Genomic DNA, 16,878 nt, shown 5'->3' with positions numbered 1-16,878 from the left:
TATTGTGGATCCAAGGCAAGGCGTATGGGGCATCCCAATCCCGCTCTTGATGGATGGCTACCTGGTCCGGCCCCGGATCTCCGTCGATCAACCCGCTCACGGGGTCCGCTAGCAAGCTGCGGCCGCTTCGGCTTTGCCTTCGCGGTGATCGCGACCGGTTCCGGACACTGACGGGAGCCATCGAGCGGGAATGGCCCGCTCCAAAGATGGAGCCTCAGATGAACACCGATCTTTCGCTTGCGCAGAACCACGCCTTCCAGCTTTCCCGCACCCTCATGGTTCCGGTCACACTGTTCAGGTCCGGCAACGAGTTCGGCGTTCTGCCGAGCGACGAACTCGACGATGAAGACGATCTGGAGATCGTGCATGAATACGTTCCGGGTGGGTCTCATTGAGACCCTTCACCTCCTGGGTGTCGCTTGCGAGCGGCAGGCGGCAAGGGAAGCTGCGCCGCTGCTGACAGGTCATCCGGAGCGGAATGCAAATCTGCAGATTGCCAGCCGCGCCCTTGCCCCCTTTGCTCTTCGCGGCCGCCGGAAACGGTCCCGCAAATTGCGGGAGGAACGAATCTGGAGAGAAGGCGGCGCCAAAAGCGCCGGGAAAATAATGGAGAAAGAAAAACTGGAAGAACTTCGGGACCGTGTCCCGTGCGCAGCCGTGTTGGAACAGGCTGGGTTCGCCATCGACGTCAAGGAAAGCACTCGCAAGGCAGTGAAATACCGGCGCGGTGCGGAAATCGTCATCGTCATCCATGGGGGGCGAGGATGGTTCGATCCACTGTCCGACGCAAAAGGCGATGTCTTCAGTCTCGCGGAGCATCTGGACGGCGTGACCTTCGTCCAGGCGCTCGACCGGGTGGCCGCTCTTGTCGGCATCGTCGCCAGGGATCCTGCCTGGTCTCGACCGGCCGGAAAGCCCGCTCACAGCAGTTCCGTCTCTGAACGCTGGGCAACACGACGTCGGCCGTGGCAGGGATCAATGACCTGGCGCTATCTGCGCAGCGAGCGCTGCCTACCGGGAACGATCATCCGGAAGGCCATCCAAAGTGATGTCCTCCGAGAGGGCCCATACGGCAGCATGTGGGCCGCACATGTCAATGACGATGGTACTGTCACCGGCTGGGAGGAGCGCGGTCCCGATTGGCGCGGCTTTTCGACAGGCGGTTCTAAAATGCTGTTTCGCCTTGGCTCTCCTGACGCCATGCGTCTTTGCGTCACCGAAGCGGTGATAGACGCCATGAGCCTGGCGGCATTCGAGGGGCTGCGTGAGAGCAGCCTCTATCTCAGCACCGGCGGTGGTTGGTCGCCGGCGACAGAAGCGGCAGTCCGCCAGTTGGCCGCGCGTCCCAGCGCTGTTCTGGTCGCGGCCACCGACGCCAATAGCCAGGGCGAAATCTTTGCCGGCCGCCTCCGTGACATCGCAGATGAGGTGGGCTGTGACTGGTTGCGCCTGAAGCCGCCGGCCGAGGACTGGAATGACGCGCTGAAGGCGCGGGAGAAAGAAAGAAGGGAGAGAAGAATGGAAACAAGCCGAGGCCTGCCGCATGCCCGCCGGCCGCGTCAAGGGTGAAGCTTCGCCCGCTTAAGAGCGGCCCTTGACCCGCCCGGACGGAGAGGCGGCTTGAGGGGAGAGGTCATGAGGGACTGAAGAGGATGGTGAGCCGGCAGGGCAGCACCGCACTTCGGTCCGGACAGGGCCAGAGGAGCCGCCAATGAGCAACCCTTCCGCAATCCGCAAAGTCTACCAGGGCATCGCTGAGCGCCATCAGATGTTCCGAATGTTCGATCGGCATGCTAAGCGTCCTCACCGTTTCGACGGTGACGCGAGCGCGCTCTATGCAGGCGAGTGGTTCGAAATCGCCGAGCGCGAGCATGATTACATGTTCGAGATCCTGCCGCCGCTGTGGATCCGGGGTTCGATGTTCGCGATGCGAGAATTTCTGACCGAATCCGTCACATCGGTGTTCCTCGCGCTGCGGATCGACGGAGTCATTCGTTTCTTCCACGCCTATTGCGATCTCTCCGACGGCGGGTCGGTGGAGGACATGCGCCTGGCGATCATCGAGAGGGAAACGCGCCCTGTTCGATCGATGACGCGGGACGAACGCCTCGAGCACATCTGGAGCGACACGGCGGACGCATATCGCGGCTACGCCGATGAAACCACCCCGCAGTATCTGCCGTGTCAGCGTGTCATCACTCTCTTCAGCAATGCCGGATCTGCCAGGCTGAAGCTGCTTGATGACCTGACCGACGACGAGATCGCAGCCAAACTGCCCGTTCAACTGCGCCATCTGCCCGATACGGCAGTCGCAGCGTGAGGAGGCGCTTTCTATGCTTTTGTTTCCGATTGAATCCGTGCGGGCGGTGATCGCCCGCGGTCGCGCCGACGCAGAAGCCAATGGCGGCTTTCGCAATCCCCACTATGGCCTTCATCCCGGGGGCGGCGAGCAGCCGGGTGTCTGGCTCGTGGGTGATCACGGTGTCTACTTGTGCTCGAACGGCAAACTGCCGGACGGCGAAAAGCCGTTCGTCGCCTATGCGCTCGAATGCGATCCCCGCACGAACGACGACTGGTTCGAAGTCAAGCGCAGAACCTTCGGAGGAGACGACGGTGTCGAATTCATCGATGCCGACCAGCTGGAGGCGATGATCGCCGCTACTCCGAATGCCAGGCATCTCGGCATCACCTTCGATGAGGACTCGATGGAACTCTTCATCATCGAGTGGCCGTAGCGTCTTCGCCGCAGCGGATCCCCAACGTCAATCAGCATCTCTTCGTCAGCGCGTCCCGGTCGCTGGACGACGACGCGCGCCCTCACAAGGAGAATTTATCATGAGCAACGACCCCTTCACGTTCGACATGTTTGGCAATACCGCACTATCGTCCGGCTTGGGCCTTGGCGTGACCGCCTTCGGCGCCTTTTCGCCTGCGGCCGCAAATGACGACGATCCCGATCCCACGCCGCCGGCGTCAGGGCCGGCATCCGTACCTCCCGGGGAGGCGGCAGTGCCCTCCCGCCCCACGAGGCTCCGCGCAAACTTCTATTTCGAGAGTGACCGCGGCTTACCTTCGTCCTGGAAGGAGCGCGCCCGTCTGAACGTCGCCGCCATCCTGACGGCGCGAGAGATCGAGCGCAATGGTGTGCCCGTCACACGCGAACACCAGAAGCGCCTGATCCGCTTCACCGGCTTTGGCGCCGGCGAACTCGCCAACGGGATGTTCCGCCGACCGGGGGAGGTCGATTTCCGGCAGGGCTGGGATGATCTCGGCTCCTCGCTCCAAACAGCCGTCTCCGAAGCCGACTATGCGTCTTTGGCCCGCTGCACCCAATATGCTCATTTCACGCCGGAGTTCATCATCCGGGCGATCTGGGCCGGCATCCAGAGGCTCGGCTGGCGTGGCGGCCGCGTCCTTGAACCGGGGATCGGCACGGGACTATTTCCAGCGCTGATGCCAGAAGCGTATCGAAACAGCAGCTACGTCACCGGCGTCGAGCTCGATCCCGTCACCGCGCGGATCGTCAAGCTGCTGCAGCCGAAGGCCCGGATCATCAATGGTGACTTTGCCCGCACCAATCTGACGCCGATCTACGATCTCGCGATCGGCAATCCCCCATTCTCGGATCGTATTGTCCGCTCTGATCGCGCCTATAGTTCGCTCGGCCTTCGTCTGCACGACTATTTCATCGCCCGGTCGATCGACCTCTTGAAGCCGGGTGCGCTCGCGGCCTTCGTCACATCGCACGGCATGATGGACAAGGCCGATACGACGGGGCGCGAGCATATCACGAAGTCCGCCGACCTCATTGCCGCGATCCGCCTGCCCGAAGGCAGCTTCCGCCGTGATGCCGGCACGGATGTCGTCGTCGACATCCTGTTCTTCCGCAAGCGCAAGCCGGGTGAGCCGGAGGGGGATCAGACCTGGCTCGACGTGGACGAGGTTCGCCCCGCAACTGATGACGAAGGCGCCATCCGCGTCAACAGGTGGTTTGCCCGCCATTCCGACTTCGTGCTCGGCACACACACGTTGACCTCCGGACCGTTCGGCGAGACCTATACCTGCTTGCCGCGCGCTGGAGAGGATCTGGAAGCCGCACTCGCCGCTGCGATCAATGTCCTGCCGGCCGATCTCTACGACGGCGAGCCAACGCCCATCGATATCGATCTGGAGGACGAGCTCGGCGACATCGTCGATCTGAAGCCGAGGGACAGTGTTATCCGCGAAGGCAGTTTCTTCCTCGACCGGTCGAAGGGCCTGATGCAGATGCTGGATGGCGCGGCCGTGCCTGTGACGGTGCGAAAGGGTCGTACAGGGGATGGGATCTCGGAAAAGCAAGTCCGGATCGTCTCAAAACTGATCCCGATCCGTGACGCGGTGCGCGAGGTACTGAAAGCTCAGGAAACCGACCGCCCATGGCGCGATCTCCAGGTCCTCCTGCGGATTGCCTGGTCCAGTTTCGTCCGCGACTTCGGGCCGATCAACCACACGACCGTCTCGATCCAGGAGGATGCCGAGACCGGCGAAGTCAAGGAGACCCATCGCCAGCCGAACCTCGCGCCTTTCCGAGACGATCCCGATTGCTGGCTGGTCGCCTCGATCGAGGACTATGATCTGGAGACCGACACGGCGAAGCCAGGCCCGATATTCGCAACCCGCGTGATCGCTCCGCCGATGTCGCCTGTCATCACCAATGCGGCTGATGCGCTGGCCGTCGTACTCAACGAGCGCGGCCATGTCGACCTCGATCATATCGCGGAGCTGCTCCATAGCGACGTGTCCACCGTCATCGCCGATCTGGGCGACGAAGTGTTCCGCGATCCTGCCGACGGATCCTGGCAGACGGCAGATGCCTATCTCTCCGGCACGGTGCGCACCAAGCTCGCCGCAGCACAAGCTGCGGCAGACCTTGATCCCGTCTATGAGCACAATGTTCGCGCCTTGGTTGATGTTCAGCCGGCCGATCTGCGACCATCGGACATCACCGCCCGTCTCGGCGCCCCTTGGATCCCGGCCGCCGATGTCGTGGCCTTCGTCAAGGAGACGATGGAAGCAGATATCCGCATCCACCATATGCCGGAGCTCGGGTCCTGGACGGTCGAAGCGCGCCAGCTCGGTTACAGCGCCGCCGGTACGTCCGAATGGGGAACCAGCCGCCGCCATGCCGGGGAATTGCTCGCAGATGCCCTGAACAGCCGTGTTCCGCAGATCTTCGACACCTTCAAGGATGTCGATGGCGAGCGAAGGGTGCTCAATATCGTCGATACCGAGGCAGCTCGCGACAAGCTGCAGAAGATCAAGCAGGCCTTTCAGGACTGGATCTGGACGGATCCCGATCGCACCGACCGGCTGGCCCGCGACTACAATGATCGTTTCAATAATATCGCGCCGCGCAAATTCGACGGCTCCCATCTCAAACTTCCCGGCGCCTCAGGCGCCTTTACTTTATATGGGCATCAAAAACGCGGCATCTGGCGGATCATTGCCGACGGCTCGACCTACCTTGCTCATGCCGTCGGGGCCGGCAAGACGATGACAATGGCCGCGGCCATCATGGAGCAGCGCCGTCTCGGCCTGATCGCCAAGGCGATGCTGGTCGTACCCGGCCATTGCCTGGCGCAGGCCGCACGAGAATTCCTCGCGCTCTACCCGAACGCGCGGATCCTCGTCGCTGACGAGACCAACTTCACCAAGGACAAACGGGCCCGCTTCCTGTCGCGAGCGGCGACCGCGACCTGGGATTCGATCATCATCACCCATTCGGCGTTTCGGTTCATTGCCGTGCCCTCGGCGTTCGAGCAACAGATGATCCAGGATGAACTGGAACTCTACGAGGATCTGCTGACCAAGGTCGACAGCGAAGACCGCGTCTCGCGCAAGCGCCTCGAGCGGTTGAAGGAGGGTTTGCAGGAGCGGCTCGAAGCTCTCGCCACCCGCAAGGACGATCTCCTGACCATCTCCGAAATCGGCGTCGACCAGATCGTCGTCGATGAGGCGCAGGAATTTCGAAAGCTTTCCTTTGCCACCAATATGTCGACGTTAAAGGGCATCGATCCGAACGGCTCGCAGCGGGCCTGGGATCTCTATGTAAAGTCTCGCTACATCGAGACGAAGAAGCCTGGCCGGTCGCTGGTGCTGGCCTCGGGCACGCCGATTACCAATACGCTCGGCGAGATGTTCTCGATCCAGCGACTGCTCGGCCACGAAGCGCTTGCCGAACGCGGGCTGCACGAGTTCGATGCCTGGGCCTCCTGCTTCGGCGACACGACGACAGAACTCGAAATCCAGCCCTCCGGAAAATACAAGCCTGTGTCTCGGTTCGCTTCCTTCGTCAATGTTCCGGAACTGATCGCCATGTTCCGCTCGTTTGCCGATGTGGTCATGCCGGAGGATCTTCGTCAGTATGTGAAGGTGCCTGACATCTCGACCGGGCGCCGTCAGATCCTGACGGCCAAGCCGACGGCTTTGTTCAAGACCTACCAGCAGATGCTCGATGGTCGGATCAAGGCGATCGAACAGAGGGAGGGACCGGCCAAGCCGGGCGACGACATCCTGCTCTCGGTCATCACCGATGGGCGCCATGCGGCCATCGATCTTCGTTTCGTCATGCCGGGTGCCGAGAATGAGCAGGGCAATAAGCTCAATCTGCTCATCCGCAACGCCTACAGGATCTGGCAGGAGACGGGTGAAGCAAACTATCGCCGCCCCAATGGCACAGACTTCGATCTGCCGGGTGCGGCGCAGATGATCTTCTCCGATCTCGGCACGATCAATGTCGAGAAATCCCGCGGCTTCTCTGCCTATCGCTTCATTCGTGACGAGCTGGTCCGGCTCGGCGTGCCGGCATCGCAGATCGCCTTCATGCAGGATTACAAGAAGACAGAGGCCAAGCAGCGGCTGTTCGGTGATGTCCGTGCCGGCAGGGTGCGTTTCCTGATCGGTTCCTCGGAAACCATGGGCACGGGCGTTAACGCCCAGCTTCGGCTCAAGGCGCTGCACCATCTCGACGTCCCGTGGCTGCCGTCGCAGATAGAGCAGCGTGAGGGTCGCATCGTCCGCCAGGGCAATCAGCATGACGAAGTCGATATCTTCGCCTATGCCACCGAAGGCTCGCTCGACGCCTCCATGTGGCAGAACAATGAGCGCAAGGCGCGATTCATCGCCGCCGCCCTCTCCGGCGACACGTCGATCCGCCGGTTAGAGGATTTCGGTGAAGGTGCCGCCAATCAGTTCGCTATGGCAAAGGCCATTGCATCAGGCGACGAGCGGCTGATGCAGAAGGCCGGACTGGAAGCTGACATCGCGCGGCTCGAGCGGCTGCGCGCTGCCCATGAGGACGACCAATATGCCGTCCGCCGGCAGATGCGTGATGCCGAGCGTGAGATCGAGATATCGACCCGGCGGATCGCCGAGATTGGGGAGGACATCGCGCGGCGACAGTCGACCTCCGGCGATGCCTTTACGATGATGGTGCTTGGACAAGAATATACCGAGCGCAAGGAAGCGGGCCGCGTGCTGATGAAAGAGATCTTCACGCTCCTGCAGTTGCAGCAGGAAGGCGAGGTGCATCTGGCGACGATCGGGGGCTTCGATCTCGTCTATTTCGGAGAGAAGTTCGGCCGTGGCGACAATTACCACTACCAAACGCTGCTCCAGCGCACGGGCGCTGACTACGAGATCGATCTGCCGATCACGGTCACACCGCTCGGCGCCATATCGCGCCTCGAACACGCTCTCATCGGCTTCGACGAGGAACAGCGCCAGTATCGCCGGCGTCTGGAAGAGGCCGAGCGGCGATTGGCTTCCTACCGCTCCCGCAACGGAGGCGCTTTCGCGTTCGCAGACGACCTCAAGGAAAAGCGCCTGAAGCTGCGAACAATCGAGGCTCAACTGGCGGAAGATCTGGACAGCGAGACCATCGCAGCAGCTGCATAGCTGCGTTGCACAATAAATGTTTTCCAGTTGGTCAAAATTCGGGCATAACGCCTTTAGCTGATGCACATGACGGTCACCTCCCAGTTCCGTCGCAGCAGCTGTTCCCCTCTGGAGGTTTTAGGTCTCCACACTTCATGGGCCGCGGTTCCGCAGGCCCATTTTTTTATTCTTCGTTCGCCTCGTTTGACGACTCCGATGGGTTTATGCCGAGGCGGTTTTTCAGCGGGCCGCGCCGTTCAGCAGCTCGAAGGGCGATTATATCAAGGTACCGTTCGCGCATAGCCTTTAAGTCGATATCTCCCCGAATCCATTCCTCCACTACGGCGAGGAAGGCGGGATCAGTGTCGATCGGCGCACCGCGCGTTGTCGCCCGATCGATCACACGCTGTGCGATGGTTCTCCTCGTCTCGATATCTCTGCTCATGATATTTCGCCTGGCATTCCTGGTGGGCGAGAAGATCTAACAGTTGATGTTCCAGATCGCGACTTGAATTTGCCTTTCGTCAACAATATCTGAACATCACTTCCCGATGAGACGATGTCCTGCTCGCTGCAATCGCCGCGGCGTTTGACGTTGTCCCGGGATACAGAAGAAGGCGCTCTCCTCACGGGTCGAGCGCCTTTTTTGTGTCCAATGCGACCGCAAATGCGGTGCTGCACCTTGACCACGCCACTTCTGCGAATGAGATCTGCACTAAAACACATAGTGGGAACACATGCCATTTTTCCTGGTAACGCAGACATCGCTGGTCGAAGCTCAAGATGAGCAGGAGGCCGCTCAAACAGGCGTCGACCGCTTCCGCTCCGGAGGACAGGTCATCGTGTCGGTCAGATCGGATGAGACAACAATAACCCATGTCACTGTCGCTCCAGTGACAGAGGAGTCACTCTCCCTGGCGGAAATTGGCAATCCGTCGCCTCCTACAATCCCTCTCCCCGAAATTGCCACTGCCACACCGGAGAGCAGGAAGCTGATCTTGAAGCGCATGCTCGCCGATGGTCTGGCCCTTCTTGGGCGCCGAACCTAGCCCATTCTCGAAGCATGGCGGCCGCCCGCATTCTCCGGTCGTCGACCGGTTGGGCCAAACTGAACAATGAGGATTTGAGAAAAGAGGAAAGCAGGAAGCAAGAACCGGTCGCAGATCGGTCCTCCTGTCGACGCTAGCGCTCAACCGCCGCCTGCGCCATCCCGGCTGCTTGTCCTTCGCAGGGCTGTCAGCCCCGCTCGTCCTGCGCAGCAGGGATGCTCGGCCGCAGTTGCGGCAGTCCGGCCGCTCCGCGGTCCGGGAGGTGTCTTCCAGAAAAGATGAAGACAGGAAGGGCTGGCAAGGCGCCGGTCCGGAAGCTCCCGAAAGGAACATCCCATGCAGATCATCAAGGTTGACCCGCGCGCGCTGAAGGAAAACCCTGACCGGATGCGCCAAACGAAGTCTTCGCCACAGGCGGATGCACTGATGCTGGCGACGATCAAGGCCGTCGGCATCGTGCAGCCGCCGGTGGTTGCCCCCGAGACCGATGGCGGAAACGGCTATATCATCGATGCAGGTCATCGTCGTGTCCGGCTCGCCATCGCCGCCGGACTGGAAGAAATCGAAATCCTCGTCGTCGATGCTGCCAACGACAACGGCGCCATGCGCTCGATGGTCGAAAACAGCGTCCGCGAGGCGCTAAACCCCGTGGATCAATGGCGGGGCATCGAACGGCTCGTTGCTCTCGGCTGGACCGAGGAAGCCATTGCTGTCGCCCTCGCGCTACCTGTTCGCCAGATCCGCAAGCTGCGCCTGCTCGCCAACGTCCTGCCGGCAATGCTTGAACAGATGGCGCTGGGCGACATGCCGTCTGAGCAGCAGCTGCGGATCATCGCCGCCGCCGGCCAAGTCGACCAGAAGGAAGTCTGGAAGGCGCATAAGCCGAAGAAAGGCGATACCGCTCCGTGGTGGCAGATCGCCAATGCGCTCACCAAGAAGCGCATGTATGCCCGCGATGCGAGCTTCGGTGACGATCTGGCCCAGGCCTATGGGATCGAATGGGTCGAGGACCTCTTCGCACCCGCCGACCAGGACGGTCGCTACACGACGAATGTCGAGGGCTTCCTCGGCGCCCAACACGAATGGATGACCAGCAACCTGCCGAAGCGCGGCGCCATCATCGAGGTCAACAGTTGGGGTCAGCCGGAGCTGCCAAAAAAGGCGGCGCAAGTCTACGGCAAGCCGTCCAAGTCTGATCATACCGCGCTTTACCTTGACCGCGATGGCAAGGTGCAGACGGTGCATTACCGCATGCCTGAAACGGCCAAGCCGAAGGGAAGCAGTCCTGAGGGAACTGCGGAAGGCAGCGATGATTCCGGTGCATCCACGACGCAGAAGGCTCGGCCTGACGTGACCCAGAAGGGTCATGACATGATCGGCGATTTCCGTACCAATGCCCTGCACGAGGCTTTCGGCCGCGCGCCGATCGAAGACGACATGCTGATGGTGCTGGCCTTCGCCGGCCAGAACGTTCGTGTCGACTCCGGTGCAGATGGGACGTTCTACGGCGGCAAGCGCTTCTCTCGCCATGCCGTCACCCTGTTCGACGAGCATGGCAAGCTCGCCTTCGATCAGGACGCGCTCCGGATCGCCGTCCGCTCGGTGCTGATCGATGTTCTGTCGTGCCGCCGCGGCGTTTCGAACAGCGGCATGGTCTCCCGTATCGCCGGCGAGGCGATCGGCGCCGACCAGTACCTGCCAAACATGGGCTCTGAGGAGTTCCTCCTGTGCCTTTCTCGCCAGGCGTTGGAGGCGGGTTGCACTGAAGCGTCTGTCCAGCCGCGTCAGAAGGTTCGCGAGACCCGCGCAGCGCTCGTCGAGCATTTCGCAAACGAGCGCTTCGTCCATGCATCGGCCCGCTTCACCCCACCTGCCGACGAGTTGCTCGACTGGATCCGCGGAAGCTCTCCCACCGATACTATCGGCACGGCCCAGCATGATGACGATGGCGGCCAAGCCGACGAGCCCGCTGAGGACCGGGAAGGGCACATTGATGAGGACGCAGATCAGGACGAGCTGCCGTATACCGATCTATCCGACGACGAAGAGCTTGCCCAAGACGTCCCTCAGAAAGCTGCAGCATGACCGCCGTCCCTCAGTCAAACATGGCACGACCCACCCCTGATTTTTCGGGGGTGGAGTTTGCCGCCGATGTGGACGGCTTATCCGCCGACAGGCCGTCCTCCTCCAAAGGCTGGCGAAGCCCCGGGGGACGAGCCATGATCGACGCCCATGCTTCGAAAACGCTGGCGCAAGCAATCGACGCCGGGCGACAAACCCAACGGCATCTGGAATGTCTAACCCGGCAGATTATGGCCCGCGCGGGGAGACAGGCGATGACGGCGAAGGCCGGAGCCGGCCCTCGTAAATATCATCATGAGCTCGTCCACCGCCTTACCTTCGAGCGGTGGGTCGAGCTCGACGTCATTGCCTGCAGTCTGGCGGTGCAAGAGCAGGCCATCGGGGAACTGCGGCATCGCGACGAATTCCCTACGCATCATCCGGCGGCATAAGCGGACCCGAAACGAGCCCGCCGGTGCTTGACTTGCCCGTCCTCGATGTCGTCGGCATGGGGCTCGGCCATATCAGTTCCTTCCCGCTGGAGACAGATATCGGGCCCGTGTCGGACTGCCCTTCTTGTTGCTGCGGTCTGAACCGGCGGCCGGGCGTTTCAAGGCCGCTGTCGCGCCGCGGAGCGGCCGATCCAGCCTCACTTCGCGAGGGCAAGCTCGCGGTCTGCTCAGGTCAGAACCTGCTGGCCCGCAAACCTGCCCTGCTTGCTCAGCCGCATCGGACCTCTGAAGCCGCCCGCCCTTTGCCGGTTCTGGTCGTCCGCATCGAAGGCCAGACCGGCACGGGCCGGAACCGCTTCGGCAGCCAAGGAAGGAACTGATATGGCCAAGCCCGCAACTCCCAACCGCAACACACGGCTTTCGCAATCTCGCCGCGGCGCAACCCTCGAAATGGTCCGCCTCTCGTGCCCCGACGCCTCCCAGGCGCTCAAGATCGCCGAAAGCTTCGGCACCGCGGTCGTCGACAGCGATGGCATCCGCAACCTGCATGAGCGGCTGATCATCGAGACCGCCGACAGCCTGTCCGAAGGGCTCGGCGAGAAGGCGATGCAGATCCACCTGCAGCGCATTGTCGGAGCCTTCGTCGGCTCGGCCCACGGCGCCGGTCAGTTCTACTCCCGGGCGGTTACCGAAGCGCGCGACGCAACTGCCAAGGCATCGAACGATGCCCGCGATGAAGATCTTGACGGCCCGGTCGGCTACGACAGCGCCGCCCAGCGCAAGCGGGAATTTGCGGCCGACATGGGCGTCCAGTCCCACGCACTCCGGATGGCAGCAGAGGGCGCGGTGACCGCCTACGAACAGATCGTCGGCGAGACCTGGAAACCATTCGACCGGCCGGTCGAAAACCCGGGCGCATCGCTCGACCGCAAGGCGGCCGAGGCTCAGATGGCCGCTCTTGGATGACACACTTGGCGGGGTCGCACCCGCCATTTCCCTTTTCAGGCTGGCGCCCACGGGCGCCGGCTTTTTTCATGTTCAGGATGGAGCTCGGGACACGCCTATCGCGGCCCGTCCCGCTCGGCGGTCCTGCAGGAGCCGGGCGCCCGTGCAACGGCTTTGCCGTCCTCCACGCTGTTGCGGCCTTCGGTGCACGGCCACACCAGCGGCCCCTGACTTCGGACCTCCGTGACGGGTCGCGATAGGCGCGGTTCCTAAAAAGGAGAGAAGAGCCATGATAAAGAAATCAGGATCGGACCGTGCGGATATCTACACGCGGATCACCGATCGGATCGTCGAGGATCTGGAAAAGGGCGTCCGCCCCTGGATGAAACCGTGGAGCGCCACCAACACCGCTGCCCGTATTAGCCGGCCCGTGCGCCACAATGGCCTTCCCTATTCAGGCATGAACGTGCTCCTCCTATGGTCCGAGCAGATATCGCATGGCTTTACCTCCTCAATGTGGATGACGTTCAAGCAGGCGCTTGAATTGGGAGGAGCTGTGCGCAAGGGCGAAACCGGCTCGACCGTTGTCTTCGCCAGCCGTTTCACCAGGTCCGAAGCGGACGGAAACGGTAACGAGGTCGACCGGGAAATCCCGTTCCTGAAAGCCTATTCGGTGTTCAATGTGGAGCAAATCGACGGTTTGCCCGACAGCTATTATGCGCCGCTAGCCAAGGTCGTTGATCCGATCGAGCGGATCGAGAGCGCCGATCGCTTCTTTCGAAATACCGGCGCGGTCATCCGGCACGGCGGCACTCAGGCCTACTATTCTCCGATCATGGATTATATCCAGATGCCGCCCTTCGAGGCGTTTCGCGATGCTGCCGGATACGCGGCCGTCCTCAGCCATGAGGCAACCCATAATGCCGACATCCAGATTATGCCGCCAACTGTCCGGATGAGCCGGAAGCCTTGGCCTCCAGCTCAAAGTTTGCGGCATAATCAAAGGGATTCGAGGAAGGCGAGCAACTTGTCGTCCGGCCGATATCTTCCTGGATTATCGGCGGCAGCCGTTAATCGGGCCAGGGCCTTTTCCTTGAGCCGCAGATCCGCATGAACGTAGACCTGCGTGGTCTCGACATTCTCATGCCCAAGCCAGAGCGCGATAACGGTCTGGTCGATCCCGTGGTGTAAAAGCTCCATCGCGGTGCTGTGACGCAGGACGTGGGGACTGACCCGTTTACCAACGAGCGACGGGCACGATTTCGATGCGGTGAGCACGTGCCGATGGACGATGTCTTCCAGCGCGTCCCGACTGAGCCGTGTCCCACGATTGCTTGGGAAGAGCGGATCATCTTGACCGCCCCTACGCTCCTTCAGCCAGGATTCCAAAACCTTGACGGTTTCCCGCCGGAGCGGTGTTGTCCGTTGCTTGCGACCTTTGCCCTCGCACCGAATGTGAGCCCCTGTGCCGACCACGACATCGCAGCACCGGAGGCCGGTGATCTCCGAGGCTCGCAAGCCTCCCTGCAACGCGACCAGCAGGATCGCGTGGTCACGGCGACCAATCCCGGTCGACCGATCGGGGGCTGCCAACAGAGCATCCATTTCTTCACGATCGAGGAATTCGACAGTTCGCCGGACATGACGTTTGCTCGGCATGGCCAGTATTTTCTGGCATTGCAGCATGTACTGCGGTTCGCTCATCGCCACGAAGCGGAAGAATGAGCGGATGCCGGCAAGTCTGGTATTTCGGCTGCGAGCGCTATTGCGGCGCCCGGTCTCAATGTCGCAAAGGAAGTCGGCAACCAGTTCGACGCCGAGATCGTCTATCGACAGCTTTGTTGGTGGTTTGCCGATCTTCTCGCTCGCATAGCGCAGCAATAAGCGGAAGGTGTCGCGATAGCCGGCGATCGTGTTCGGGCTGGCGTTCATCTGGGTGCACAGCCGGTCGGTAAAGAACTGCTGTACGAGCGAGGGAAGCAATGATCTGCTCATAAGCTTCCCTCCAGCGCCAGAGCGCGCTCAGCGCGGGCGGAGGCGAGGGCCAAAAGTTCCGGCACAGCCTCGATATACCAGTAGGTATGCTCGGGGCTGACATGCCCGAGATATGTAGTCAGCTTGATCATCTCGCGAGTGACGTCCATGCCGGATCGATACCAGTTCAGCATGGTGCGGACGGCAAAGGTGTGGCGCAGATCATGGATTCGTGGGCCACGGCCATGCTTATGGAATCTCTGCCTCTCCCGCAGACCAAGAGTTTGGCAGACGGTGGCGAAGTTGTATCTGACACCGCAGTCGCCGACCCGTTCACCGTGGTCCGCGACGAAGAATGGCTGGGAGCGACGTTCAAGCAGCCGATCCCGCTCCTTCGCGTAAGCCGCAAGCTGAAGCGCGGTACACCTCGACACCGGGATGAGCCTTGCCTTGCCGAGCTTACCCTTCCGCAGCGTGAGAACGCCATTCTCAAGATCGACATCGCCGCTGTCGAGCGAGATCGCTTCGCTGATCCTGAGCCCGGTGACCGCGATCAGGCCGAACAAGACCGCATATGTCAGCGGCCGGATTCCGTTGGTCGATGGCAATGCTGCTGCCGCTTCCACGATGGCGCGGATTTCTTCCGGCTTGTAGATGTAGGGCCTGCTTCGCCGATGACGGCTAGGGATGAGGTCACTTGAAGGGACCTTGTGCTGAGGATCGATGCCGTGGAGCCACTGCGCAAATATTCGGACGATACCGAGCCGTCGTGACCACGTCTGCTGGCTGGCAACACCGAAAGACTCACGCCATCCGATAAAGACCCCGGCGCTCACATATTCGGTGCCCATCTTCTCAGCATGTTCGATGAAGCGCCTCAGTATCCGCTCATCCGTGCGAAGCTCGAACCCGAGGCCACGGCGGACGGCTAGATAGCGATCCAGCTCTTGAGACAGCTTGCTCATGCTGCACCTCCTGTGGTCGGCCACGGCTGAGCAATGGTGCGCAGACCCTCGACATCAAGCCTTGCGTAAATCATCGTGGTCGCACGGGAGCGATGGCGCAGCGTGTCGCTGATTTCCTCCAGAGAAGCGCCATTCTGAACCAGATTGGTCGCCAGACTGTGGCGCAGGATCTGGGACCCGACATAGGGTGCTGGTGGCTTTAACCCCGTGTGTTCGTACGCCTTGCGCAGGATCTGATTTAGAACCTGCGCATCTTTGAACGGGCGGTGCGGCGCTCGGTCGATGACAAACAGAGATCGAGACGTCGCCACGCGCTCGAGCTTGATGTAGTCCGCAAGCGCCTTTCCGACTTCGGGCAATAGCGGCAACCTGTCGTGTCTGTCGCCCTTTCCACGAATGAGGATTTCACCTGAGCGCCAGTCGATGTCATCGATCTGTATGGCGACGACCTCTTGAGGACGCAGAGCGAGGCGCGCCATCAACAGAACCATTGCGTAGTTGCGTAAGGTGGATGGTGCCGTGTCGCGCACCGCAGCCAGGATCATCTCAACCTGTTCCAGCGAGAGATGACGTGGAAGCCGAGTTCCGAACCGCTGCGCCACACGCGGCACGGCGTTCGCGAGGTTTGCAGACGTCTTCCCAGCCTTGAACAAATAGCGGAAGAAGTTTCGCAGGTGTGACGGCACGGTTTTGTCTCGCGGTGCCCTTTGGACGACGCGCATATGCAGGAACCGGGCGATGTCGGAGGCGGATATACTCCCAAGATCATCGGTCTCTTCAGGGAAGCGGAAGTCAAGGAACTGCCCCGCAAACCGCCAGCTATCGGTGATTGTCCGCTCGCTCAATCCCCGCTGGCGGCGCAAATAGTCTTCATAGGCTGTCCGTAGTTCCAGCCGCGCCGCTTCTCTGGGCGAGAGCGCCGGACGCTCTCTCGTCACGCCACGCTCCGCAAGAAAGCGCCCAAATCGCTTCATCATGAACTTCGCGTAGGACGCTCGGGATTCTATCCACCCCATGGCTGCGATGAGTTCGGTGGCTCGCCTTTGATCGAGGTCAGACGCGGCAATCCCGGCCCCGTGCATTGCTTTTGCAACATCGTTGATGCAGCTCAGGTACAGGGTGATCGTGCTTTCTGCATGATCGAGCTCGACCATCTCATCGACAAAGGCGACGAGATGGTCCTCGAACAGCGAGAAGGCACAGGCGTAGAAGTAGCGATAGCGACTGATCGTCATGGTATTCTCCTTGTTTCAAACAAGGAAAGACGGCGGCCAATTCGAATGCCGTGCAAGATGCGTCAGTCGCCGGTGGATGTGATCGTAGTCATTCGCTCCACTGCCGAGCGTTGCTCTTTGGCGGGGCGTCCAGTCCTCTAAGCCAACAAAACACACATGTTTGTTCGGACGCTCAACAAGTCTCGGTCGTTCCTGTCTTCGACGAAAGCTCTGTTCGTCAGAATGTTAAAATCCGCTGGGAAAAAATTACCAGGAAGAAAGATGTGCAATCTTAAATTGTCGG

The 16,878-nt window shown here is 61.2% G+C and carries 14 protein-coding genes; 10 read left to right on the top strand and 4 right to left on the bottom strand.

What is annotated here, in order from left to right; translation table 11 throughout:
- The first annotated feature begins 218 nt into the window (after nucleotides 1-218).
- From AGR1_RS29705 to AGR1_RS25490, 5 genes are all read left to right on the top strand, one after another.
- Complete coding sequence (locus AGR1_RS29705) at nucleotides 219-395, top strand: hypothetical protein (protein ID WP_045024681.1); 177 nt, start codon at nucleotides 219-221, stop codon at nucleotides 393-395.
- A 211-nt stretch (nucleotides 396-606) separates the two neighbouring features.
- Nucleotides 607-1,569: a DUF3991 and toprim domain-containing protein gene (locus AGR1_RS25505; protein ID WP_149148952.1), complete on the top strand. Its 963-nt coding sequence runs from the start codon at nucleotides 607-609 to the stop codon at nucleotides 1,567-1,569.
- Between the two features lie 142 nt (nucleotides 1,570-1,711).
- On the top strand, nucleotides 1,712-2,320 hold the full coding sequence (locus tag AGR1_RS25500) for a DUF1419 domain-containing protein (protein ID WP_149148772.1): 609 nt from the start codon (nucleotides 1,712-1,714) through the stop codon (nucleotides 2,318-2,320).
- A gap of 13 nt (nucleotides 2,321-2,333) precedes the next feature.
- Nucleotides 2,334-2,735, top strand: coding sequence for a DUF3085 domain-containing protein (locus AGR1_RS25495; protein ID WP_149148771.1), 402 nt, complete (start codon nucleotides 2,334-2,336; stop codon nucleotides 2,733-2,735).
- Between the two features lie 100 nt (nucleotides 2,736-2,835).
- A complete protein-coding gene (locus AGR1_RS25490) occupies nucleotides 2,836-7,935 on the top strand; it encodes a DEAD/DEAH box helicase family protein (RefSeq protein ID WP_149148770.1) in 5,100 nt (1,699 codons plus the stop codon).
- Nucleotides 7,936-8,098: 163 nt separating this feature from the next.
- Here AGR1_RS25490 and AGR1_RS25485 read toward each other — a convergent pair whose 3' ends face one another.
- Nucleotides 8,099-8,359 (bottom strand): hypothetical protein, encoded by a 261-nt coding sequence (locus AGR1_RS25485; RefSeq protein ID WP_149148769.1) that lies wholly within the window; start codon nucleotides 8,357-8,359, stop codon nucleotides 8,099-8,101.
- Between the two features lie 940 nt (nucleotides 8,360-9,299).
- Between AGR1_RS25485 and AGR1_RS25475 the strand changes: the two genes are divergently transcribed.
- From AGR1_RS25475 to AGR1_RS25455, 5 genes are all read left to right on the top strand, one after another.
- The gene (locus AGR1_RS25475) at nucleotides 9,300-11,048 is read left to right on the top strand and encodes a ParB/RepB/Spo0J family partition protein (RefSeq protein ID WP_149148767.1); all 1,749 of its coding nucleotides are present in this window, start codon (nucleotides 9,300-9,302) and stop codon (nucleotides 11,046-11,048) included.
- A gap of 134 nt (nucleotides 11,049-11,182) precedes the next feature.
- Nucleotides 11,183-11,476 carry a hypothetical protein gene (locus AGR1_RS25470; protein WP_149148766.1) on the top strand — a complete coding sequence of 98 codons (294 nt, stop codon included), beginning with the start codon at nucleotides 11,183-11,185 and terminating at the stop codon, nucleotides 11,474-11,476.
- 32 nt (nucleotides 11,477-11,508) lie between these two features.
- Nucleotides 11,509-11,856 (top strand): hypothetical protein, encoded by a 348-nt coding sequence (locus AGR1_RS25465; protein WP_149148765.1) that lies wholly within the window; start codon nucleotides 11,509-11,511, stop codon nucleotides 11,854-11,856.
- A gap of 1 nt (nucleotide 11,857) precedes the next feature.
- The gene (locus AGR1_RS25460; RefSeq protein WP_149148764.1) at nucleotides 11,858-12,442 is read left to right on the top strand and encodes a hypothetical protein; all 585 of its coding nucleotides are present in this window, start codon (nucleotides 11,858-11,860) and stop codon (nucleotides 12,440-12,442) included.
- A gap of 268 nt (nucleotides 12,443-12,710) precedes the next feature.
- Nucleotides 12,711-13,535 carry an ArdC-like ssDNA-binding domain-containing protein gene (locus AGR1_RS25455; RefSeq protein ID WP_246669742.1) on the top strand — a complete coding sequence of 275 codons (825 nt, stop codon included), beginning with the start codon at nucleotides 12,711-12,713 and terminating at the stop codon, nucleotides 13,533-13,535.
- Here AGR1_RS25455 and AGR1_RS25450 read toward each other — a convergent pair.
- From AGR1_RS25450 to AGR1_RS25440, 3 genes are read right to left on the bottom strand one after another with little or no spacing between them, the layout of a single operon-like run.
- Nucleotides 13,421-14,416 carry a tyrosine-type recombinase/integrase gene (locus AGR1_RS25450; protein ID WP_149147392.1) on the bottom strand — a complete coding sequence of 332 codons (996 nt, stop codon included), beginning with the start codon at nucleotides 14,414-14,416 and terminating at the stop codon, nucleotides 13,421-13,423. The two genes, AGR1_RS25455 and AGR1_RS25450, sit on opposite strands and share 115 nt — an antisense overlap.
- A complete protein-coding gene (locus AGR1_RS25445; protein WP_149147393.1) occupies nucleotides 14,413-15,360 on the bottom strand; it encodes a tyrosine-type recombinase/integrase in 948 nt (315 codons plus the stop codon). The genes AGR1_RS25450 and AGR1_RS25445 overlap by 4 nt, the downstream gene beginning before the upstream one ends.
- On the bottom strand, nucleotides 15,357-16,595 hold the full coding sequence (locus AGR1_RS25440; RefSeq protein WP_187772191.1) for a tyrosine-type recombinase/integrase: 1,239 nt from the start codon (nucleotides 16,593-16,595) through the stop codon (nucleotides 15,357-15,359). Before AGR1_RS25440 ends, AGR1_RS25445 begins: the two co-directional genes overlap by 4 nt.
- Nucleotides 16,596-16,878 lie beyond the last annotated feature (283 nt).

This window comes from Agrobacterium sp. B1(2019) (assembly GCF_008274755.1).
GTDB lineage: Bacteria > Pseudomonadota > Alphaproteobacteria > Rhizobiales > Rhizobiaceae > Agrobacterium > Agrobacterium salinitolerans.
The sequence above is the reverse complement of the archived record's forward strand: the minus strand, read 5'-3'. Positions and strand labels throughout refer to the sequence as shown.

What these genes read in the sequence shown, in the direction of transcription:
- AGR1_RS29705 (WP_045024681.1), top strand. Translation starts at nt 219, where the DNA reads ATGAACACCGATCTTTCGCTTGCGCAGAACCACGCCTTCCAGCTTTCC.
- AGR1_RS25505 (WP_149148952.1), top strand. Translation starts at nt 607, where the DNA reads ATGGAGAAAGAAAAACTGGAAGAACTTCGGGACCGTGTCCCGTGCGCA.
- AGR1_RS25500 (WP_149148772.1), top strand. Translation starts at nt 1,712, where the DNA reads ATGAGCAACCCTTCCGCAATCCGCAAAGTCTACCAGGGCATCGCTGAG.
- AGR1_RS25495 (WP_149148771.1), top strand. Translation starts at nt 2,334, where the DNA reads ATGCTTTTGTTTCCGATTGAATCCGTGCGGGCGGTGATCGCCCGCGGT.
- AGR1_RS25490 (WP_149148770.1), top strand. Translation starts at nt 2,836, where the DNA reads ATGAGCAACGACCCCTTCACGTTCGACATGTTTGGCAATACCGCACTA.
- AGR1_RS25485 (WP_149148769.1), bottom strand. Translation starts at nt 8,359, where the DNA reads ATGAGCAGAGATATCGAGACGAGGAGAACCATCGCACAGCGTGTGATC.
- AGR1_RS25475 (WP_149148767.1), top strand. Translation starts at nt 9,300, where the DNA reads ATGCAGATCATCAAGGTTGACCCGCGCGCGCTGAAGGAAAACCCTGAC.
- AGR1_RS25470 (WP_149148766.1), top strand. Translation starts at nt 11,183, where the DNA reads ATGATCGACGCCCATGCTTCGAAAACGCTGGCGCAAGCAATCGACGCC.
- AGR1_RS25460 (WP_149148764.1), top strand. Translation starts at nt 11,858, where the DNA reads ATGGCCAAGCCCGCAACTCCCAACCGCAACACACGGCTTTCGCAATCT.
- AGR1_RS25455 (WP_246669742.1), top strand. Translation starts at nt 12,711, where the DNA reads ATGATAAAGAAATCAGGATCGGACCGTGCGGATATCTACACGCGGATC.
- AGR1_RS25450 (WP_149147392.1), bottom strand. Translation starts at nt 14,416, where the DNA reads ATGAGCAGATCATTGCTTCCCTCGCTCGTACAGCAGTTCTTTACCGAC.
- AGR1_RS25445 (WP_149147393.1), bottom strand. Translation starts at nt 15,360, where the DNA reads ATGAGCAAGCTGTCTCAAGAGCTGGATCGCTATCTAGCCGTCCGCCGT.
- AGR1_RS25440 (WP_187772191.1), bottom strand. Translation starts at nt 16,595, where the DNA reads ATGACGATCAGTCGCTATCGCTACTTCTACGCCTGTGCCTTCTCGCTG.